15 protein-coding genes are annotated in these 16,601 nt (G+C 62.5%); 12 read left to right on the top strand and 3 right to left on the bottom strand.

The features are described from left to right. The first annotated feature begins 33 nt into the window (after positions 1-33). On the top strand, positions 34-1,233 hold the full coding sequence (gene dapC, locus C8K58_RS16700) for a succinyldiaminopimelate transaminase (protein WP_108573948.1): 1,200 nt from the start codon (positions 34-36) through the stop codon (positions 1,231-1,233). Positions 1,234-1,242: 9 nt separating this feature from the next. Here the strand turns inward: dapC and C8K58_RS16695 are convergent, their stop codons facing one another. Continuing rightward, entirely contained in the window at positions 1,243-2,886 is a 1,644-nt protein-coding gene (locus C8K58_RS16695) for a Na+/H+ antiporter (protein ID WP_108573947.1), read from the bottom strand. A gap of 281 nt (positions 2,887-3,167) precedes the next feature. Between C8K58_RS16695 and C8K58_RS16690 the strand changes: the two genes are divergently transcribed. From C8K58_RS16690 to C8K58_RS16675, 4 genes are all read left to right on the top strand, one after another. Then, positions 3,168-3,476 carry an arsenate reductase gene (locus C8K58_RS16690; protein ID WP_231982825.1) on the top strand — a complete coding sequence of 103 codons (309 nt, stop codon included), beginning with the start codon at positions 3,168-3,170 and terminating at the stop codon, positions 3,474-3,476. 32 nt (positions 3,477-3,508) lie between these two features. Further along, positions 3,509-4,543 carry a 2,3,4,5-tetrahydropyridine-2,6-dicarboxylate N-succinyltransferase gene (dapD, locus tag C8K58_RS16685; protein ID WP_027604485.1) on the top strand — a complete coding sequence of 345 codons (1,035 nt, stop codon included), beginning with the start codon at positions 3,509-3,511 and terminating at the stop codon, positions 4,541-4,543. 64 nt (positions 4,544-4,607) lie between these two features. Next, a complete protein-coding gene (locus tag C8K58_RS16680) occupies positions 4,608-5,813 on the top strand; it encodes an aminotransferase class V-fold PLP-dependent enzyme (protein ID WP_108573946.1) in 1,206 nt (401 codons plus the stop codon). Further along, the gene (locus tag C8K58_RS16675) at positions 5,810-6,223 is read left to right on the top strand and encodes a SufE family protein (RefSeq protein WP_108573945.1); all 414 of its coding nucleotides are present in this window, start codon (positions 5,810-5,812) and stop codon (positions 6,221-6,223) included. Before C8K58_RS16680 ends, C8K58_RS16675 begins: the two co-directional genes overlap by 4 nt. A gap of 20 nt (positions 6,224-6,243) precedes the next feature. Here the strand turns inward: C8K58_RS16675 and tcdA are convergent, their stop codons facing one another. Beyond that, entirely contained in the window at positions 6,244-7,053 is an 810-nt protein-coding gene (tcdA, locus tag C8K58_RS16670; RefSeq protein ID WP_027604488.1) for a tRNA cyclic N6-threonylcarbamoyladenosine(37) synthase TcdA, read from the bottom strand. A 218-nt stretch (positions 7,054-7,271) separates the two neighbouring features. Here tcdA and C8K58_RS16665 point away from each other — a divergent pair, with 218 nt between their 5' ends. From C8K58_RS16665 to C8K58_RS16650, 4 genes are all read left to right on the top strand, one after another. Then, complete coding sequence (locus C8K58_RS16665; protein WP_027604489.1) at positions 7,272-9,863, top strand: glycosyltransferase; 2,592 nt, start codon at positions 7,272-7,274, stop codon at positions 9,861-9,863. Between the two features lie 111 nt (positions 9,864-9,974). Then, positions 9,975-11,126, top strand: coding sequence for a succinyl-diaminopimelate desuccinylase (gene dapE / locus C8K58_RS16660; protein WP_027604490.1), 1,152 nt, complete (start codon positions 9,975-9,977; stop codon positions 11,124-11,126). Continuing rightward, entirely contained in the window at positions 11,126-11,935 is an 810-nt protein-coding gene (locus C8K58_RS16655; RefSeq protein WP_027604491.1) for a putative RNA methyltransferase, read from the top strand. The genes dapE and C8K58_RS16655 overlap by 1 nt, the downstream gene beginning before the upstream one ends. Before the next feature lie 54 nt (positions 11,936-11,989). Beyond that, positions 11,990-12,367 (top strand): hypothetical protein, encoded by a 378-nt coding sequence (locus C8K58_RS16650; RefSeq protein ID WP_108573944.1) that lies wholly within the window; start codon positions 11,990-11,992, stop codon positions 12,365-12,367. Positions 12,368-12,497: 130 nt separating this feature from the next. Here the strand turns inward: C8K58_RS16650 and C8K58_RS16645 are convergent, their stop codons facing one another. After that, positions 12,498-12,707, bottom strand: coding sequence for a cold shock domain-containing protein (locus tag C8K58_RS16645; protein WP_017529713.1), 210 nt, complete (start codon positions 12,705-12,707; stop codon positions 12,498-12,500). A gap of 180 nt (positions 12,708-12,887) precedes the next feature. On the opposite strand from C8K58_RS16645, the gene plsB reads away from it, so the two are divergent. From plsB to C8K58_RS16630, 3 genes are read left to right on the top strand one after another with little or no spacing between them, the layout of a single operon-like run. Next, the gene (plsB, locus tag C8K58_RS16640) at positions 12,888-15,392 is read left to right on the top strand and encodes a glycerol-3-phosphate 1-O-acyltransferase PlsB (RefSeq protein ID WP_027604493.1); all 2,505 of its coding nucleotides are present in this window, start codon (positions 12,888-12,890) and stop codon (positions 15,390-15,392) included. A 51-nt stretch (positions 15,393-15,443) separates the two neighbouring features. Further along, entirely contained in the window at positions 15,444-15,845 is a 402-nt protein-coding gene (locus C8K58_RS16635; RefSeq protein WP_027604494.1) for a YbaY family lipoprotein, read from the top strand. 22 nt (positions 15,846-15,867) lie between these two features. Further along, positions 15,868-16,557, top strand: coding sequence for a DUF4197 domain-containing protein (locus C8K58_RS16630; protein ID WP_065926472.1), 690 nt, complete (start codon positions 15,868-15,870; stop codon positions 16,555-16,557). The last annotated feature ends 44 nt before the right edge of the window (positions 16,558-16,601 follow it).

Raw genomic sequence — 16,601 nt, 5'->3', positions numbered from 1 at the left:
CCCAGTTTTTAACGCCTTGCACGAGATCCACCGATGAACAACGCCCTGAACCAGCTCCAGCCCTACCCGTTCGAAAAGCTGCGCACCCTGCTGGGCAGCGTCACGCCGAACCCGGACAAGCGCCCGATCGCGTTGTCCATCGGCGAACCCAAGCACAAATCGCCGCAGTTCGTTGCCGATGCCCTGGCCAACAACCTCGACCAGATGGCGGTCTACCCCACCACCCTGGGCATCCCGGCCCTGCGGGAGGCCATCGGTGCCTGGTGCGAACGCCGCTTCGACGTACCCAAGGGCTGGCTGGATCCGGCGCGCACTATCCTGCCGGTCAACGGCACCCGTGAAGCGCTGTTCGCCTTCACCCAGACCGTGGTCAACCGAGGCGACGACGCGCTGGTGGTCAGCCCGAACCCCTTCTACCAGATCTACGAAGGCGCCGCGTTCCTGGCCGGGGCCAAGCCGCATTACCTGCCATGCCTGGATGAAAACGGCTTCAACCCGGATTTCGACGCGGTATCGCCGGACATCTGGAAACGCTGCCAGATCCTGTTCCTGTGCTCCCCCGGCAACCCGACCGGTGCACTGATCCCGGTCGACACCCTGAAAAAACTCATCGCCCTGGCCGACGAATATGACTTCGTTATCGCCGCCGACGAGTGCTACAGCGAACTGTACTTCGACGAACAAACCCCGCCACCGGGCCTGCTCAGCGCGTGCGTCGAGCTGGGCCGCCAGGACTTCAAGCGTTGCGTGGTGTTCCACAGCCTGTCCAAGCGCTCCAACCTGCCAGGCCTGCGCTCCGGTTTTGTCGCGGGCGACGCCGAGATCCTCAAGGGTTTCCTGCTGTACCGCACTTACCATGGCTGTGCGATGCCGGTGCAAACCCAGCTGGCAAGCATCGCGGCCTGGCAGGACGAGGCCCATGTGCAGGCCAACCGCGACCTGTACCGCGAGAAGTTTGATGCCGTGCTGGCAATCCTCAAGCCGGTGCTGGACGTACAAGCCCCGGACGGCGGCTTCTACCTGTGGCCGAATGTGCAAGGCGATGATGCCGCGTTCTGCCGCGATTTGTTCGTGGAGGAACACGTGACCGTGGTGCCGGGTTCGTACCTGTCCCGGGAAGTGGATGGCGTGAACCCCGGCGCCGGACGCGTGCGCCTGGCGTTGGTTGCGCCGCTGGCCGAGTGTGTGGAGGCGGCTGAACGGATTCGCGATTTCATTCAGCGTCGTCGGTAAGCAACCGGGTCATTTCACCTGGCCCAGATTCGCCTCACTCATATCCAGCTCCGCCAGCACTTCCCTCAAAACGTCATCACCAATTTGGTGATGACGGCTCAAGCTGTACAACTCCAAGCGTTGCGCACGCAGGGCCTTGAGCCGCAGCTTTCGCTCGAGCAGATCCATCTGCATCGCAAGCGCCTGGGCTTCGGCAGAGTCGTTGAACACTTCCAACTGATGGCGGTATTCCGACATCAGCCGTGCCTTGAGCTCCGTAGCCAGCGCCGCCTGGGCGGCGTCGGAGGTTTCCGACTCTACGGGCTCTTCCGCCTCCAGTGCGTGAATCGCTGCCACGGCGGTCTTTTTCCATGCCTCCCGCACTTCCTTATGACGCTTCTCATCGGGGCTCTTTTCGATACCCCGCAGCAACAGTGGCAAGGCAATGCAGGCGGCGACCAGCGAAAGCAGGATCACCCCGGCCGCGATAAAGATCAGCAGATCACGCTCAGGAAAATCTTTGCCTGGCGCCAGCAGCAAAGGCACCGACATCACACCCGCCAGGGTCACCGCACCGCGCACACCGCCGACCGTCAAGAGCCAACAGGATCGGGCGGTTGGCACCAACGTCAGATCACTTTGGCCTCGCAGCCGCCGCAATAACCCCGACAGCCTCCAGATGCTCTGCACCCAGATAAAACGCAACACCACCAGCACCAGGAAAATCGCAATCACATCCAGGCAGCGATACAACAAGGTGGGCCACAGCGTCGGCTCATGACTGGCCACGGCCTTGATGATGTCCGGCAATTGCAGGCCCAACAGCAGGAAGATCAGGCCATTGAAGGCAAATTCCAGCAATGACCAGACACTGCGATTGAGCAGGCGCGTGCTGGTCTGGCGAGGCAGCAGGTCGAGCCAGCTTTGCATCATGCCCGCCGCGACCGCCGACAAGATGCCCGAGGCGCCGAGCTGTTCGGCCAACACGTAGGCCGCAAACGGCAACAGCAACATGAACACCACATGCGTTGCCGGGTCATCCCAGCCCCGGGCAATCATCCAGGCGCGCAGGCGGCCGACCAGCCAACTCAGCGCCACCCCCACCGCCAGGCCGCCCAAGGCCACCAAGACAAAGGTCAGGCTGGCATCGGCCAACGAGAACACACCGGTCAACGCGGCCGCCAAGGCGAACTTGAAGGTCACCAGGCCCGAGGCGTCATTCATCAACGCTTCGCCCTGAAGCATATGCATCAGCGGCGTCGGCAAGCGGTTCTGGGCAATTGCCGACACGGCCACGGCATCGGTAGGCGACAACACGGCCGCGAGGGCGAAGGCCACCGGCAGCGGGATTGTCGGCAATAGCCAATGAATGAAGTAGCCGGCACCGACCACGGTGAACAGCACCAACCCGACGGCGAGTGTCAGGATCGGCCCACGCAGGCGCCACAATTCGCGCTTGGGCATTCGCCAGCCATCGGAGAACAGCAGCGGTGGCAGGAACAGAAACAGGAACAGCTCCGGGTCCAGCGCCACATGCAGTCCCAGCGTGGGCCAGGCCAGCAAGGCGCCGGCGGCAATCTGCACCAGGGGTAACGGCAGGGGGATGACACGTCCGACCAGACGCGAAACGCTGACCAGCATCAGCAAGATAAGAACGGTGTAGGCGGTTTGCATAACGCGGGTTTCCCGGACGATCGGCTTGCAACGACACACATCAGGCAACAACTGGCCGTTGAAGTGCCATATTACCCGGCTATCTTACCGGCCTATGCTGCGCGCTGGCTTTTGCACAAAAGTCGCACGCTGCTGACGAGCGGCACCCAAAATCTCTGGGCGTGGCATAATCCGTGACCTTTCATTTTCATTGGCACTTGCATCAGTAAAGCAGGGGGGGCAATTCCTTGACCGCTTCAAGCAAAACGTTGCACCTTTTCGGCATCAAAGCCTGCGACACCATGAAAAAGGCGCGCACCTGGCTCGACGAGCACGCGGTGAGCTATGAGTTCCACGACTACAAAACGGCCGGTATCGACCGCGAACACTTGACCCAATGGTGCAACGAGCACGGTTGGCAGGTGGTTTTGAACCGTGCGGGCACCACCTTTCGCAAACTCGAAGACGAACGCAAAGCCGATCTCGATCAGTCGAAAGCCATTGAATTGATGCTCGCACAACCTTCGATGATCAAGCGCCCGGTGCTTGATCTCGGCGACAGAACCCTGATTGGCTTCAAGCCAGATAGTTATTCGGCGGCCCTCAAGTAGGCCAGCCCTTCCATTTTTGTAGAGGTAACAGCATGTCCAATTCCCTGTTCAGCCTGGGCTTCGGCGTCGGCACTCAGAACCGCCAAGGTGCTTGGCTGGAAGTGTTTTACGCACAACCCCTGCTCAACCCATCGGCTGAAATCGTTGCCGCCATCGCGCCGATCCTCGGCTACAGCGAAGGCAACCAGGCAATCACCTTCACCGTCGCCCAGGCCCTGCAACTGGCCGACGCGCTCAAAGGCGTCGACGCTACCCAGGCCGCCCTGCTGAGCCGCCTGGCCGAAAGCCACACGCCGCTGGTCGCCACCTTGCTGGCCGAAGACGCCGCACTGACGTCCACCCCGGAGGCCTACCTCAAGCTGCACCTGCTGTCCCATCGCCTGGTCAAGCCGCATGGCCTGAGCCTCGCCGGTGTATTCCCGCAACTGCCGAACGTGGCCTGGACCAGCCAGGGCGCAATCGACATCAACGAGTTGGCCGAACGCCAACTGGAAGCCCGCCTGCGTGGCGAGTTGCTGGAAGTGTTCTCGGTGGACAAGTTCCCGAAAATGACCGACTACGTGGTACCGAGCGGCGTGCGTATCGCGGATGCCGCGCGTATCCGCCTGGGTGCCTACGTGGGCGAAGGCACCACCGTGATGCATGAAGGTTTCGTCAACTTCAACGCCGGCACCGAAGGCCCGGGCATGATCGAAGGCCGTGTATCGGCTGGCGTGTTCGTCGGCAAGGGTTCGGACCTGGGCGGCGGTTGCTCGACCATGGGCACCCTGTCGGGCGGCGGCAACATCGTGATCAAGGTCGGCGAAGGCTGCCTGATCGGCGCCAACGCCGGTATCGGTATCCCATTGGGCGACCGCAACACCGTGGAGTCGGGCCTGTACGTCACCGCCGGCACCAAGGTTGCGCTGCTGGACGAGTCGAACCAACTGGTCAAGGTGGTCAAGGCCCGTGAGCTGGCCGGCCAACCGGACCTGCTGTTCCGCCGTAACTCCGAGACCGGTGCCGTGGAGTGCAAAACCCACAAATCGGCCATCGAACTGAACGAAGCGCTGCACGCTCACAACTAAGCAGCCACTCGATGCCACTGGCGGGCCCCGACCCTGGGGCCCGCTTATACGAGTCTTGAACACCATGCTTGTGCCCTCCCCCTGGCGCGCCGACTTTCCGGCCATCGCCACCCTGCAACGGCAAGACCAGACTTATCTGGACAACGCCGCGACGACGCAAAAACCCCAGGCCCTGCTGGATGCCATCAGCCATTACTACGCCAATGGCGCCGCCAATGTGCACCGCGCCCAGCATTTGCCGGGTGCCCATGCGACCCAGGCCTTCGAGGACAGTCGCAGCAAGGTCGCGCAGTGGTTGAATGCAGGTGACAGCGGGCAAATCGTGTTCACCCACGGCGCGACGTCAGCGCTGAACCTCCTGGCTTATGGCCTTGAGCACTTATTCAATGCGGGCGATGAGATTGTCATCAGCGCCCTGGAACACCACGCCAACCTGTTGCCGTGGCAGCAACTGGCCAAGCGTCGCGCGCTCACCCTGGTGGTATTGCCTCTCGGCGATGACGGCGTGATCGACCTGCAAGCCGCCGCCGAGTCGATCGGCCCGCGTACGCGCCTGCTGGCGATGAGCCAACTGTCCAACGTCCTTGGCACCTGGCAGCCGTTGCCGGCCTTGCTGGCGTTGGCCCAGGCCCACGGTGCCCTGACCGTGGTCGATGGCGCCCAAGGCATCGTCCACGGCCGCCACGACGTGCAGGCCCTGGGCTGCGACTTCTATGTATTTTCCAGCCACAAGCTGTACGGCCCGGACGGCGTCGGCGTGCTCTATGGCCGCAACGAGGCCCTGCATCACCTGCGCCATTGGCAATTTGGTGGCGAGATGGTGCAACAGGCCGACTACCACAGCGCCAGTTTCCGCCCGGCACCGCTGGGGTTCGAAGCCGGCACCCCGCCGATTGCCAGCGTGATCGGCCTGGGCGCGACCCTGGACTATCTGAGTTCGCTGGACCCACAGGCGATTCTCACCCATGAAGCGGCCCTGCATGACTACCTGTTGAGCGGGCTGAACGCACGCAATGGCGTCCGTGTGCTGGGGTCGCCGCAGGCGGCGCTGGTCAGTTTTGTGGTCGAGGGCGTGCACAATGCCGACCTCGCGCACCTGCTGACCGAACAAGGCATTGCCGTACGTGCCGGCCATCATTGCGCGATGCCGCTGCTCAAGGCGATGCACTTGTCGGGGGCGATCCGTGTCTCCCTGGCGCTGTATAACGACTCCGATGACCTGGAACGCTTCTTTGAAGCGCTGGACCAGGCGCTGGATATGCTGCGATGAGCCTGCCGGTGGATGCAATTGCTGCGCTGGAGGCCTTCCAATCAGTCGGCAGTTGGGAACAGCGGGCACGCATGCTGATGCAGTGGGGTGAACGCCTGCCCGTATTGGCGGATGAGGAGAAGGTCGATGCCAACCTGGTGCAGGGCTGTGAGAGCCTGGTGTGGTTGGTGGGGCGCTTGCACGATGGCCACTGGCAGTTCGCCGCGAGCAGCGATGCGCGGATGATTCGTGGCTTGGTGGCATTGCTGCTGGCACGGGTCAATGGGTTGTCGACGGACGAGTTGCAGGCGGTCGACTTGCCGGATTGGTTCAATCAGCTGGGGCTTTCCCGTCAACTGTCGCCGTCGCGCAGCAATGGGCTGAATGCAGTCCTGCAGCGCATGCGCGAACTCAGTCATACCCACATTTGAACCGTGTAACGTTCTGAGACTCAGGCGGGCTTGACCCGCTCCGAGGGCCTACGCACCCCGGCCACAATCTTGTCCACCGCCTTGGTCGCCGCGACCATGCCGAAAGTCGCCGTCACCATCATCACCGCGCCAAACCCGCCGGCGCAGTCCAGCTTCACCCCATCACCGACAAAACTCTTCTGCAGGCAGATGCTGCCATCCGGCTTGGGGTAGCGCAGTTGCTCGGTGGAAAACACGCACGGCACGCTGTAATGGCGGGTCACGGTGCGGGAAAAGCCGTAGTCACGGCGCAAGGTGGAGCGCACTTTCGACGCCAAGGGGTCATTAAAGGTGCGGTTCAGGTCGCAGACCTGGATCAGCGTCGGGTCGATCTGCCCACCGGCGCCACCGGTGGTGATGATCTGGATCTTGCGGCGCTTGCACCAGGCAATCAGCGCGGCCTTGGCATTGACGGCGTCGATGCAGTCGATCACGCAATCGATGTTGGGCGTGATGTACTCGGCCATGGTGTCGCGGGTGACGAAATCCGCCACCGCATGCACCGTGCAATCCGGGTTGATCGCGCGCAGGCGCTCGGCCATCACCTCGACCTTGGGCTTGCCCACGGTGCTGTCCAAGGCGTGCAACTGGCGGTTGCTGTTGCTGACGCAGACGTCGTCCAGGTCGAACAGCGAAATCTCGCCCACTCCGCAACGGGCCATGGCTTCCGCCGCCCAGGAGCCGACGCCGCCGACGCCGACGATCGCCACATGGGCCGCTTTCAAGCGCTCCAGGCCTTCAATGCCATACAAGCGGGCGACGCCTGCAAACCGCGGATCTTCTGTACTCATGACCATTACCCCAAAAACCGGCGCGCATTATAGGACTACGCAGCGACAAGTTTTAAGCTACAAGCTACAAGTTAAGAACTTAGATGTACTTTCGCTGCCCAATGTCCGGTTTTTCTCGGCTTGCTGTACGGTCAGGGAAAGGCCGGTGTAGGATGCGCGCCGTTCGGTGCAGGCCGACACCTCTTTTCGTTCCACACCCTTTGGAACCCGACATAACCATGGCATCGCGTAAATTTGGACTCAACCTGGTGATAGTGCTGGCAATTGCCGCGCTGTTCACCGGCTTCTGGGCGCTGATCAACCGCCCGGTCACTGCTCCCAACTGGCCCGAGCAGATCTCCGGTTTTTCCTACTCGCCGTTCCAGCAAGGCCAGTACCCGCAGAAAAACCAGTACCCCACCGACGAGCAGATGCGTCGCGATCTGGAGATCATGAGCAAGCTGACGGATAACATCCGCACCTACTCGGTCGACGGCACGCTGGGGGACATTCCCAAGCTGGCCGAAGAGTTCGGCCTGCGCGTAACCCTGGGGATCTGGATCAGCCCGGACCTGGAGCGTAACGAGCGCGAAGTCCAGCGCGCCATCGAGATCGCCAACAGCTCGCGCAGTGTCGTGCGGGTCGTGGTCGGTAACGAAGCCCTGTTCCGTGAAGAGATCACCCCTGAAGCGCTGATTGTGCTGCTGGACCGAGTGCGCGCCGCCGTGAAAGTCCCGGTGACGACCTCCGAGCAATGGCATATCTGGGAAAAGAACCCGCAACTGGCCAAGCACGTCGACCTGATCGCCGCGCACATCCTGCCGTTCTGGGAATACATCCCGATGGACAAGGCCGGCCAGTACGTACTCGACCGCGCCAGGGACCTGAAGAAACTGTTCCCGAAAAAGCCGCTGCTGTTGTCGGAAGTGGGCTGGCCAAGTAACGGCCGTATGCGCGGCGGGAATGAAACGTCCCCGGCAGACCAGGCCATTTACCTGCGTACGCTGGTGAACAAGCTGAACCGCCAGGGCTACAACTACTTCGTGATCGAGGCCTTCGACCAGCCGTGGAAGGTCAGCGACGAAGGCTCGGCCGGCGCGTATTGGGGCGTCTACAACGCCGCGCGCCAGCAGAAATTTAACTTCGAAGGGCCGGTGGTGGCAATCCCGCAGTGGCGCGTCCTGGCGATCGGCTCGGTGGTGCTCGCCTTGCTGTCCCTGACCCTGCTGATGATCGACGGCTCATCCCTGCGCCAGCGTGGCCGCACCTTCCTGACCTTTATCGCGTTCCTCTGCGGTTCGGTACTGGTGTGGATCGGCTACGACTACAGCCAGCAATACAGCACCTGGTTCAGCGTGACCGTCGGCATCTTGTTGGCCCTGGGCGCCCTGGGCGTGTTCATTGTGTTGCTGACCGAAGCCCACGAACTGGCGGAAGCGGTATGGACCCACAAGCGCCGGCGTGAATTCCTGCCGGTGGAAGGGGAATCGGACTACCGCCCGAAAGTGTCGATCCATGTGCCGTGCTACAACGAGCCGCCAGAGATGGTCAAACAGACCCTCGACGCCCTGGCCGCCCTCGATTACCCGGACTACGAAGTCCTGATCATCGACAACAACACCAAGGACCCGGCGGTATGGGAACCGGTGCGCGACTACTGCGAAACCCTGGGCCCGCGCTTCAAGTTTTTCCACGTCGCCCCCCTGGCCGGTTTCAAGGGCGGTGCACTGAACTACCTGATCCCGCACACCGCCAAGGATGCCGAAGTGATCGCGGTGATCGACTCGGACTACTGCGTGTCGCCGAACTGGCTCAAGCACATGGTGCCGCACTTCGCCGACCCGAAAATCGCCGTGGTGCAGTCGCCGCAGGACTACCGCGACCAGAACGAAAGCACCTTCAAGAAGCTCTGCTACGCCGAATACAAAGGCTTCTTCCATATCGGCATGGTCACCCGTAACGACCGCGACGCGATCATCCAGCACGGCACCATGACCATGACCCGTCGCTCGGTGCTCGAGGAACTGGGCTGGGCCGACTGGTGCATCTGCGAAGACGCCGAACTCGGCCTGCGGGTATTCGAGAAAGGCCTGTCGGCGGCGTACTACCACGACAGCTACGGCAAGGGCCTGATGCCGGATACCTTTATCGACTTCAAGAAACAGCGTTTCCGCTGGGCCTATGGCGCGATCCAGATCATCAAGCGTCACACCGCCAGCCTGCTGCGCGGCAAAGACACCGAGCTGACCCGTGGCCAGCGCTACCACTTCCTCGCGGGCTGGTTGCCGTGGGTGGCGGATGGCATGAACATCTTCTTCACCGTCGGCGCGCTGTTGTGGTCGGCGGCGATGATCATCGTGCCGACGCGGGTCGACCCACCGCTGTTGATTTTCGCGATCCCGCCGTTGGCGTTGTTCGTGTTCAAGGTGGGCAAGATCATCTTCCTCTACCGCCGCGCGGTAGGTGTGAACCTCAAGGATGCATTCTGCGCCGCCCTGGCTGGCCTGGCGTTGTCCCACACCATTGCCAAGGCGGTGCTGTATGGCTTCTTCACCACCAGCATTCCATTCTTTCGTACCCCGAAAAACGCGGATAACCACGGCTTCTGGGTAGCGATTTCCGAAGCCCGCGAAGAAATGTTCATCATGCTGCTGTTGTGGGGCGCGGCACTGGGGATCTACCTGGTGCAGGGCCTGCCGAGCAACGACATACGTTTCTGGGTGGTGATGCTGCTGGTGCAATCGCTGCCGTATGTGGCGGCGTTGATCATGGCGTTCCTGTCGTCGCTGCCGAAACCGGCCGTGGCACCTGAGCCTGCACCTGTGGCTTAAAAACTTGCGCAATGCACTAAACGGCGGCCTCTGGCCGCCGTTTTGCTATAAGATAACGGCCGTTTTGTCCGCCCGCCCCGCTCTTCCAGACATGCTTCCCGGAGTTTTCCCATGACGGCCCATGCCGACCTTTCGCCGACCCTTCAACTTGCCATCGACCTGATCCGTCGTCCCTCGGTCACGCCGATCGACGCCGATTGCCAGAAGCTGATGATGCAGCGCCTGGGCGACGCCGGTTTTGCGCTGGAGCCGATGCGCATCGAGGACGTGGACAACTTCTGGGCCACCCATGGCAAGCATGACGGCCCGGTGCTGTGCTTCGCCGGCCACACCGACGTGGTCCCCACCGGTCCGGTGCAAGCCTGGCAGAACGACCCGTTCGACGCATTGATCGACGAAAACGGCATGCTCTGCGGGCGTGGCGCGGCCGACATGAAGGGCAGCCTGGCCGCCATGCTGGTGGCGGCCGAGCGCTTCGTCAGCGACTACCCGGACCACAAGGGCTCGGTCGCGTTCCTGATCACCAGCGATGAGGAAGGCCCGGCACACCATGGCACCAAGGCCGTGATCGAACGCCTGGCCGCGCGCAAGGAACGCCTGGACTGGTGCATCGTCGGCGAACCGTCGAGCACCACCCTGGTGGGTGACGTGGTCAAGAACGGCCGTCGCGGCTCCCTCGGTGCCACCCTGACCGTGCGCGGCGTACAGGGCCATGTGGCCTACCCGCACCTGGCGAAGAACCCGATCCACCTGGCCGCACCGGCCCTGGCCGAACTGGCCGCCGAGCACTGGGACAACGGCAACGCCTTCTTCCCGCCGACCAGCTTCCAGATCTCCAACCTCAACTCTGGCACCGGCGCCACCAACGTGATTCCGGGTGACCTGACGGCGGTGTTCAACTTCCGTTTTTCCACCGAATCCACGGTCGAAGGCCTGCAACAGCGCGTTGCGGCGATTCTCGACAAGCATGGCCTGGACTGGCATGTGGAGTGGGCGCTGTCTGGCCTGCCGTTCCTCACCGAGCCGGGCGCGTTGCTCGATGCGGTGTCGGCCAGCATCAAGGCGATCACCGGGCGTGAGACCCAGGCCTCCACCAGTGGCGGTACCTCCGATGGGCGCTTCATTGCGACCCTCGGCACCCAGGTGGTCGAGTTGGGCCCGGTGAACGCGACGATCCACCAGGTCAACGAGCGGATCCTGGCCAGCGACCTCGATGTGCTGACTGAAATCTATTACCAGACCCTGATCAAGTTGCTCGCCTGATGCTGGCCTGCCCGATTTGCAGCGCCCCGCTCAACGCGGTGGACAATGGCGTGGCGTGCCCGGCCGGGCACCGTTTCGACCGCGCGCGCCAGGGCTACCTGAACCTGCTGCCGGTGCAGCACAAGAACAGCCGCGACCCGGGCGACAACCTGGCGATGGTCGAGGCGCGCCGTGACTTTCTCAACGCCGGGCACTACGCCCCGGTGGCCAGGCGCCTGGCCGAGCTGGCCGCCGAACGCGCACCGCAGCGCTGGGTGGACATCGGTTGCGGCGAGGGTTACTACACCGCGCAAATCGCCGCGGCCCTGCCCCATGCCGATGGCTACGCCCTGGACATTTCCAAGGAAGCGGTCAAGCGCGCGTGCAAACGCGACCCGGCGCTGACCTGGTTGATCGCCAGCATGGCCCGCGTGCCGTTGGCCGACGCCAGCTGCCAGTTCCTCGCCAGTGTGTTCAGCCCGTTGGATTGGCAAGAGGCCAAGCGCCTGCTCAGTCCCGGCGGCGGCCTGATGAAGGTCGGCCCGACCAGCGGCCACCTGATGGAACTGCGCGAGCGCCTGTACGACGAAGTGCGCGAGTACACCGACGACAAGCACCTGGCCCTGGTGCCGGACGGCATGAGCCTGGCCCACAGTGAAACCCTGGAATTCAAGTTAAGCCTGGCCGAGCCCCAGGACCGCGCCAACCTGCTGGCCATGACCCCCCACGGCTGGCGCGCCAGTGCCGAACGCCGTGCCGAGGTGATCGAGGCGGCCGAGCCGCTGCTGGTCACGGTGTCGATGCGCTACGATTATTTCGTGCTTCAATAACCGACTTTTAACCATCCGCGAATGGATTTTCGAATCCCGCAACGAGGAATATCCATGCGCCAACCCGATATCGAGATTTACCTGAAGGACGCCGACGTCGACTACAAGGCCATCGCCGCCTGGCTGGGCGCTGCCCTGGGCACTTGCAGCGACTGGGTCCAGCGTGGCCAGACCTACAAGTGCAAGGCCGGCAATGTGCCCGTCACCTGGCTGCCGAAAGCCGTAGGCAAGTGGAACAGCCTGTACCTGGAAAGTGACCAGACGCCGTGGGAAGACGACATTGCCTGCGCCCGCGCTGCGTTTGCTGCGCTGAACGTGGAAGTGCGCTGCGCACCGGGGAGCTGGGTCGAGGAAGAAGGTGAGGAAAGCGCCGACACCTGGATTCGCATCAGCGCGGACGGTGAAGAGCAGATCACCTGGAAAACTGCCTGAGCCTGAATTGCGAACCCAGTCAAATGTGGGAGGGGGCTTGCCCCGATAGCGGTGTATCAGCCAATGTATTCAGTGACTGACACTCTGCCATCGGGAGCAAGCCCCCTCCCACATGGGTTCAGTGGTGAACTTACAGACCGACCACATCCTCCGCCTGCAACCCCTTCTCGCCGCTTACCACGGCGTATTCCACCTGCTGGCCCTCGGCCAACGAACGGTGGCCGTCGCCGCGAATGGCGCGGTAGTGCACAAACACATCCTTGCCATCTTCACGCTGGATAAAGCCATAGCCCTTGGCGTCGTTGAACCACTTCACATTGCCTGTCTCGCGCGTTGCCATCTGTTCACTCCCACTTGATTGTTATTGTTGAGCCGATCGCGTTGAACTGCCGAGTATAAGACAGGCTCAAAAACGATCAACTCAAGTTTACATCGCTGCTTTTTTGCCGATTTTCGGCGAATACGGCACACTACCCGCCCGAGCGCCTGCTCGGTTTTTCCCACTTGAAGCAGCTCGCCTATGACCCGCTCCCCGTTCCGCCGTCTGGTGTTTGGCACCTTGCGCCGACTGTTGTACCTCTGGGTTCGCTCGGAGACGATCAACCAGTCGTCCCTTACCCTCAACCTGGACCGCAGCCGGCCGGTGTTTTACGTCCTGCAATCGCCCTCCCTCACCGAATTGGCCGTGGTCGATGCCGAGTGCACCAAGGCCGGCCTGCCGCGCCCGGTACTGCCGGTATCGGTAGGCCCGCTGATGGAACCCGCGGCGTTCTTCTACCTCACGCCCGAGCCGGACTGGCTGGGGCGCCAGGACAAGCGCGGCGCGCCGCCGACCCTGACCCGCCTGGTCAACACCCTCAGCGAACACGCCGAAGAGAATGCACAAATCATTCCGGTCAGCGTGTTCTGGGGACAAACCCCTGCGAGCGAGTCCAGCCCGTGGAAACTGCTGTTTGCCGACAGCTGGGCGGTCACCGGGCGTCTACGCCGGTTGTTGAGCATCCTGATCCTGGGGCGCAAGACCCGCGTGCAATTCTCCGCGCCCATCAACCTGCGTGAATTGATCGAGCACAATAAAGGCCACGAACGCACCGTGCGCATGGCCCAACGCATCCTGCGCGTGCACTTTCGTAACCTGAAGACGGCGGTGATCGGCCCCGATTTGTCCCACCGGCGCAATCTGGTGAAAGGCCTGGTCAACATGCCGCTGGTGCGCCAGGCCATCCTTGACGAAGCCGAGCGGGAAAAAATCAGCCCGGAAAAAGCCAAGGCCCTGGCCCTGCGCTACGGCAACGAGATCGCCTCGGACTACACCTACACCGCGATCCGCTTCCTGGAAGTGGTACTGAGCTGGTTCTGGAACAAGATCTACGACGGCATCAAGGTCAATAACATCGAGGGCGTGCAACAGGTTGCCCAGGGCTACGAGGTGATTTATGTGCCCTGCCACCGCAGCCATATCGACTACCTGCTGCTGTCCTACCTGCTGTTCAAGAACGGCCTGACCCCGCCGCATATCGCCGCCGGCATCAACCTGAACATGCCGGTGATCGGCAGCCTGTTGCGCCGTGGCGGTGCGTTTTTCATGCGCCGCACCTTCAAGGGCAACCCGCTGTACACCTCGGTGTTCAACGAATACCTGCACACCTTGTTCACCAAGGGCTTCCCGGTGGAGTACTTCGTCGAAGGCGGACGCTCGCGCACCGGCCGCATGCTGCAGCCGAAGACCGGGATGCTGGCGATTACGCTGCGCAGTTTCCTGCGCTCCTCGCGCATGCCGATCGTGTTCGTGCCGGTGTATATCGGCTATGAGCGCGTGCTCGAAGGCCGCACCTACCTCGGTGAGCTGCGGGGTGCGAGCAAGAAGAAAGAGTCGATCTTCGATATTTTCAAAGTGGTCGGCGCGCTCAAGCAGCGCTTTGGCCAGGTCGCGGTCAACTTCGGCGAGCCGATCAAGCTGGCCGAGTTCCTCGACGCCGAGCAACCGGACTGGCGCACCCAGGAACTGGGCCCGAACTACAAACCGGCCTGGCTCAACGAAACCACCAACCGCCTCGGCGAACAGGTGGCCCGCCACTTGAACGAAGCGGCCGCCGTGAACCCGGTGAACCTGGTGGCCCTGGCGCTGCTGTCGACCACGCGCCTGGCCCTGGATGAACAGGCCATGGCCCGCCAGTTGGACCTGTACCTGGCGCTGCTGCGCCGCGTGCCTTATTCGCCCCACACCACCTTGCCCGAAGGCGACGGCCTGGCGCTGATCAAGCACGTCAAGGACATGGACCTGCTGTCGGAGCAGAGCGATGCCTTGGGCAAGATTCTGTACCTGGACGAGCAGAACGCCGTCCTGATGACCTACTACCGCAACAACGTGCTGCACATCTTCGCCCTGCCGGCGCTGCTGGCCAGCTTCTTCCAGAGCAGCTCGCGGATGAGCCGCGAGCAGATCCTGCGCTATACCCACGCGCTGTACCCGTACCTGCAATCGGAGCTGTTTATCCGCTGGTCGCTGGAAGAGCTGGATACGGTGGTCGATCAATGGCTGGACGCGTTCGTCGAACAGGGCCTGCTGCGCTTCGAAAACAACGTGTACCTGCGCCCCGCACCGAGCTCGCGGCACTTCGTGCTGCTGACCCTGCTGTCCAAGACCATCGCCCAGACCCTGCAACGCTTCTACATGGCGATCTCGCTGCTGCTCAACAGCGGCCAGAACAGCATCAGCGCCGAAGAACTGGAAGACCTGTGCACGATCATGGCCCAGCGCCTGTCGATCCTGCATGGCCTCAACGCCCCGGAATTCTTCGACAAGAGCCTTTTCCGACATTTCATCCAGACCTTGCTGGAACAAGATGTGCTGCGCCGCGACGAGGCCGGCAAGTTGAGCTACCACGACCTGCTCGGCGAACTGGCCGAAGGCGCGGCCAAGCGCGTGTTGCCCGCGGAGATTCGCCTGTCGATCCGCCAGGTGGCCTTGCACCGTGTGGATGGCGCAGCCGAAGCGCCGGTGGAAGCGGAAGAAACACGCTAGATTGAACAAGGCGCCAGTTGGATGCTGGCGCCGTTGAAAAGGAGCTGCACCATGAAAAAGATCATTCTCCTGGGCCTCACCGCCCTGCTCGGAGCCTGCCAATCCATGCATCCAGCGCCCAAGGCCAGCCTCGACGGCGAGGTGTTCTACCTGCAACGCATTGCCCTGCCGCCCGCCGCCACCTTGAGCGTGAGCCTGCAGGACGTGTCCCTGGCGGATGCGCCCGCGGTGACGCTGGCCGAGCAGAAAGGCCCGGTCAAAGGCCAGGTGCCGCTGCCGTTTCACCTGACCTACGACCCCGCACAGGTCAAGCCAGGCCACAGTTATTCGGTGAGCGCTCGCATCGAGCTGGACGGCAAGCTACTGTTTATCACCACCGAACGGCACACGGTGCAGCTCAACGGCCAGGATCCACAGCCGCTGCGCGTGCGCGTGAACGCCGTAGCACCCTGAACTCGAACATAAGGACGCTCCCATGCTCCGCAACTCCCTTCGCCTCACTGCCCTGTGTGCCGGCCTGCTGTTCGGCGCCAATGCCATGGCCCTGGACCTCAGTAGCCTGTCCCAGGGCGACGCCAGCGGCGGCCTCAAGGACGCCCTGACCCAAGGCGCACAGATCGCCGTGAAACAACTGGGTGTACCCGGTGGTTTCAGCAACAACCCTGAAGTGAAGATCGGCCTGCCGGGCAAGCTGGGCAAAGTCGCCGACAAGCTGAAAATGTTCGGCATGGGTGACCAGGTCACGCAGTTGGAAGACAGCATGAACAAAGCCGCTGAAACCGCCGTGACCCAGGCCCAGCCGATCCTGGTCAACGCGGTGAAGAACATGAGCGTGACCGACGCCAAGGGCATCCTCAGCGGCGGCCAGGACTCCGCCACCCAGTACCTGAACAAAAGCAGCCGCGAAGCCATCCGCGCCAAGTTCCTGCCGATCGTCAAGGCCGCGACCGACAAGGTCGGCGTGGCCCAGCAGTACAACGCCCTCGCAGGCAAGGCCGCCGCATTTGGCGCCGTGGATGCCAAGAGCGCCAACGTCGAAAGCTACGTGACCGAACAGGCGCTGGATGGTTTGTTCAAGATGATTGCGCAGCAGGAAGAGACGATTCGCAAGAACCCGGCGGCTGCGGCCACCAGTCTGGCGAAGAAGGTGTTTGGCGCCTTGTAATAGCTATGATGCCCACGTTTCAGCGAGACGTGGGCATCGGGAAG

It is taken from the genome of Pseudomonas sp. GV047 (assembly GCF_003058245.1).
Taxonomy (GTDB): Bacteria; Pseudomonadota; Gammaproteobacteria; order Pseudomonadales; family Pseudomonadaceae; genus Aquipseudomonas; species Aquipseudomonas marginalis.
The sequence above is the reverse complement of the archived record's forward strand: the minus strand, read 5'-3'. Positions and strand labels throughout refer to the sequence as shown.

Coding starts and splice junctions, on each gene's coding strand:
- dapC (WP_108573948.1), top strand. CDS start 34: ATGAACAACGCCCTGAACCAGCTCCAGCCCTACCCGTTCGAAAAGCTG.
- C8K58_RS16695 (WP_108573947.1), bottom strand. CDS start 2,886: ATGCAAACCGCCTACACCGTTCTTATCTTGCTGATGCTGGTCAGCGTT.
- C8K58_RS16690 (WP_231982825.1), top strand. CDS start 3,168: ATGAAAAAGGCGCGCACCTGGCTCGACGAGCACGCGGTGAGCTATGAG.
- dapD (WP_027604485.1), top strand. CDS start 3,509: ATGTCCAATTCCCTGTTCAGCCTGGGCTTCGGCGTCGGCACTCAGAAC.
- C8K58_RS16680 (WP_108573946.1), top strand. CDS start 4,608: ATGCTTGTGCCCTCCCCCTGGCGCGCCGACTTTCCGGCCATCGCCACC.
- C8K58_RS16675 (WP_108573945.1), top strand. CDS start 5,810: ATGAGCCTGCCGGTGGATGCAATTGCTGCGCTGGAGGCCTTCCAATCA.
- tcdA (WP_027604488.1), bottom strand. CDS start 7,053: ATGAGTACAGAAGATCCGCGGTTTGCAGGCGTCGCCCGCTTGTATGGC.
- C8K58_RS16665 (WP_027604489.1), top strand. CDS start 7,272: ATGGCATCGCGTAAATTTGGACTCAACCTGGTGATAGTGCTGGCAATT.
- dapE (WP_027604490.1), top strand. CDS start 9,975: ATGACGGCCCATGCCGACCTTTCGCCGACCCTTCAACTTGCCATCGAC.
- C8K58_RS16655 (WP_027604491.1), top strand. CDS start 11,126: ATGCTGGCCTGCCCGATTTGCAGCGCCCCGCTCAACGCGGTGGACAAT.
- C8K58_RS16650 (WP_108573944.1), top strand. CDS start 11,990: ATGCGCCAACCCGATATCGAGATTTACCTGAAGGACGCCGACGTCGAC.
- C8K58_RS16645 (WP_017529713.1), bottom strand. CDS start 12,707: ATGGCAACGCGCGAGACAGGCAATGTGAAGTGGTTCAACGACGCCAAG.
- plsB (WP_027604493.1), top strand. CDS start 12,888: ATGACCCGCTCCCCGTTCCGCCGTCTGGTGTTTGGCACCTTGCGCCGA.
- C8K58_RS16635 (WP_027604494.1), top strand. CDS start 15,444: ATGAAAAAGATCATTCTCCTGGGCCTCACCGCCCTGCTCGGAGCCTGC.
- C8K58_RS16630 (WP_065926472.1), top strand. CDS start 15,868: ATGCTCCGCAACTCCCTTCGCCTCACTGCCCTGTGTGCCGGCCTGCTG.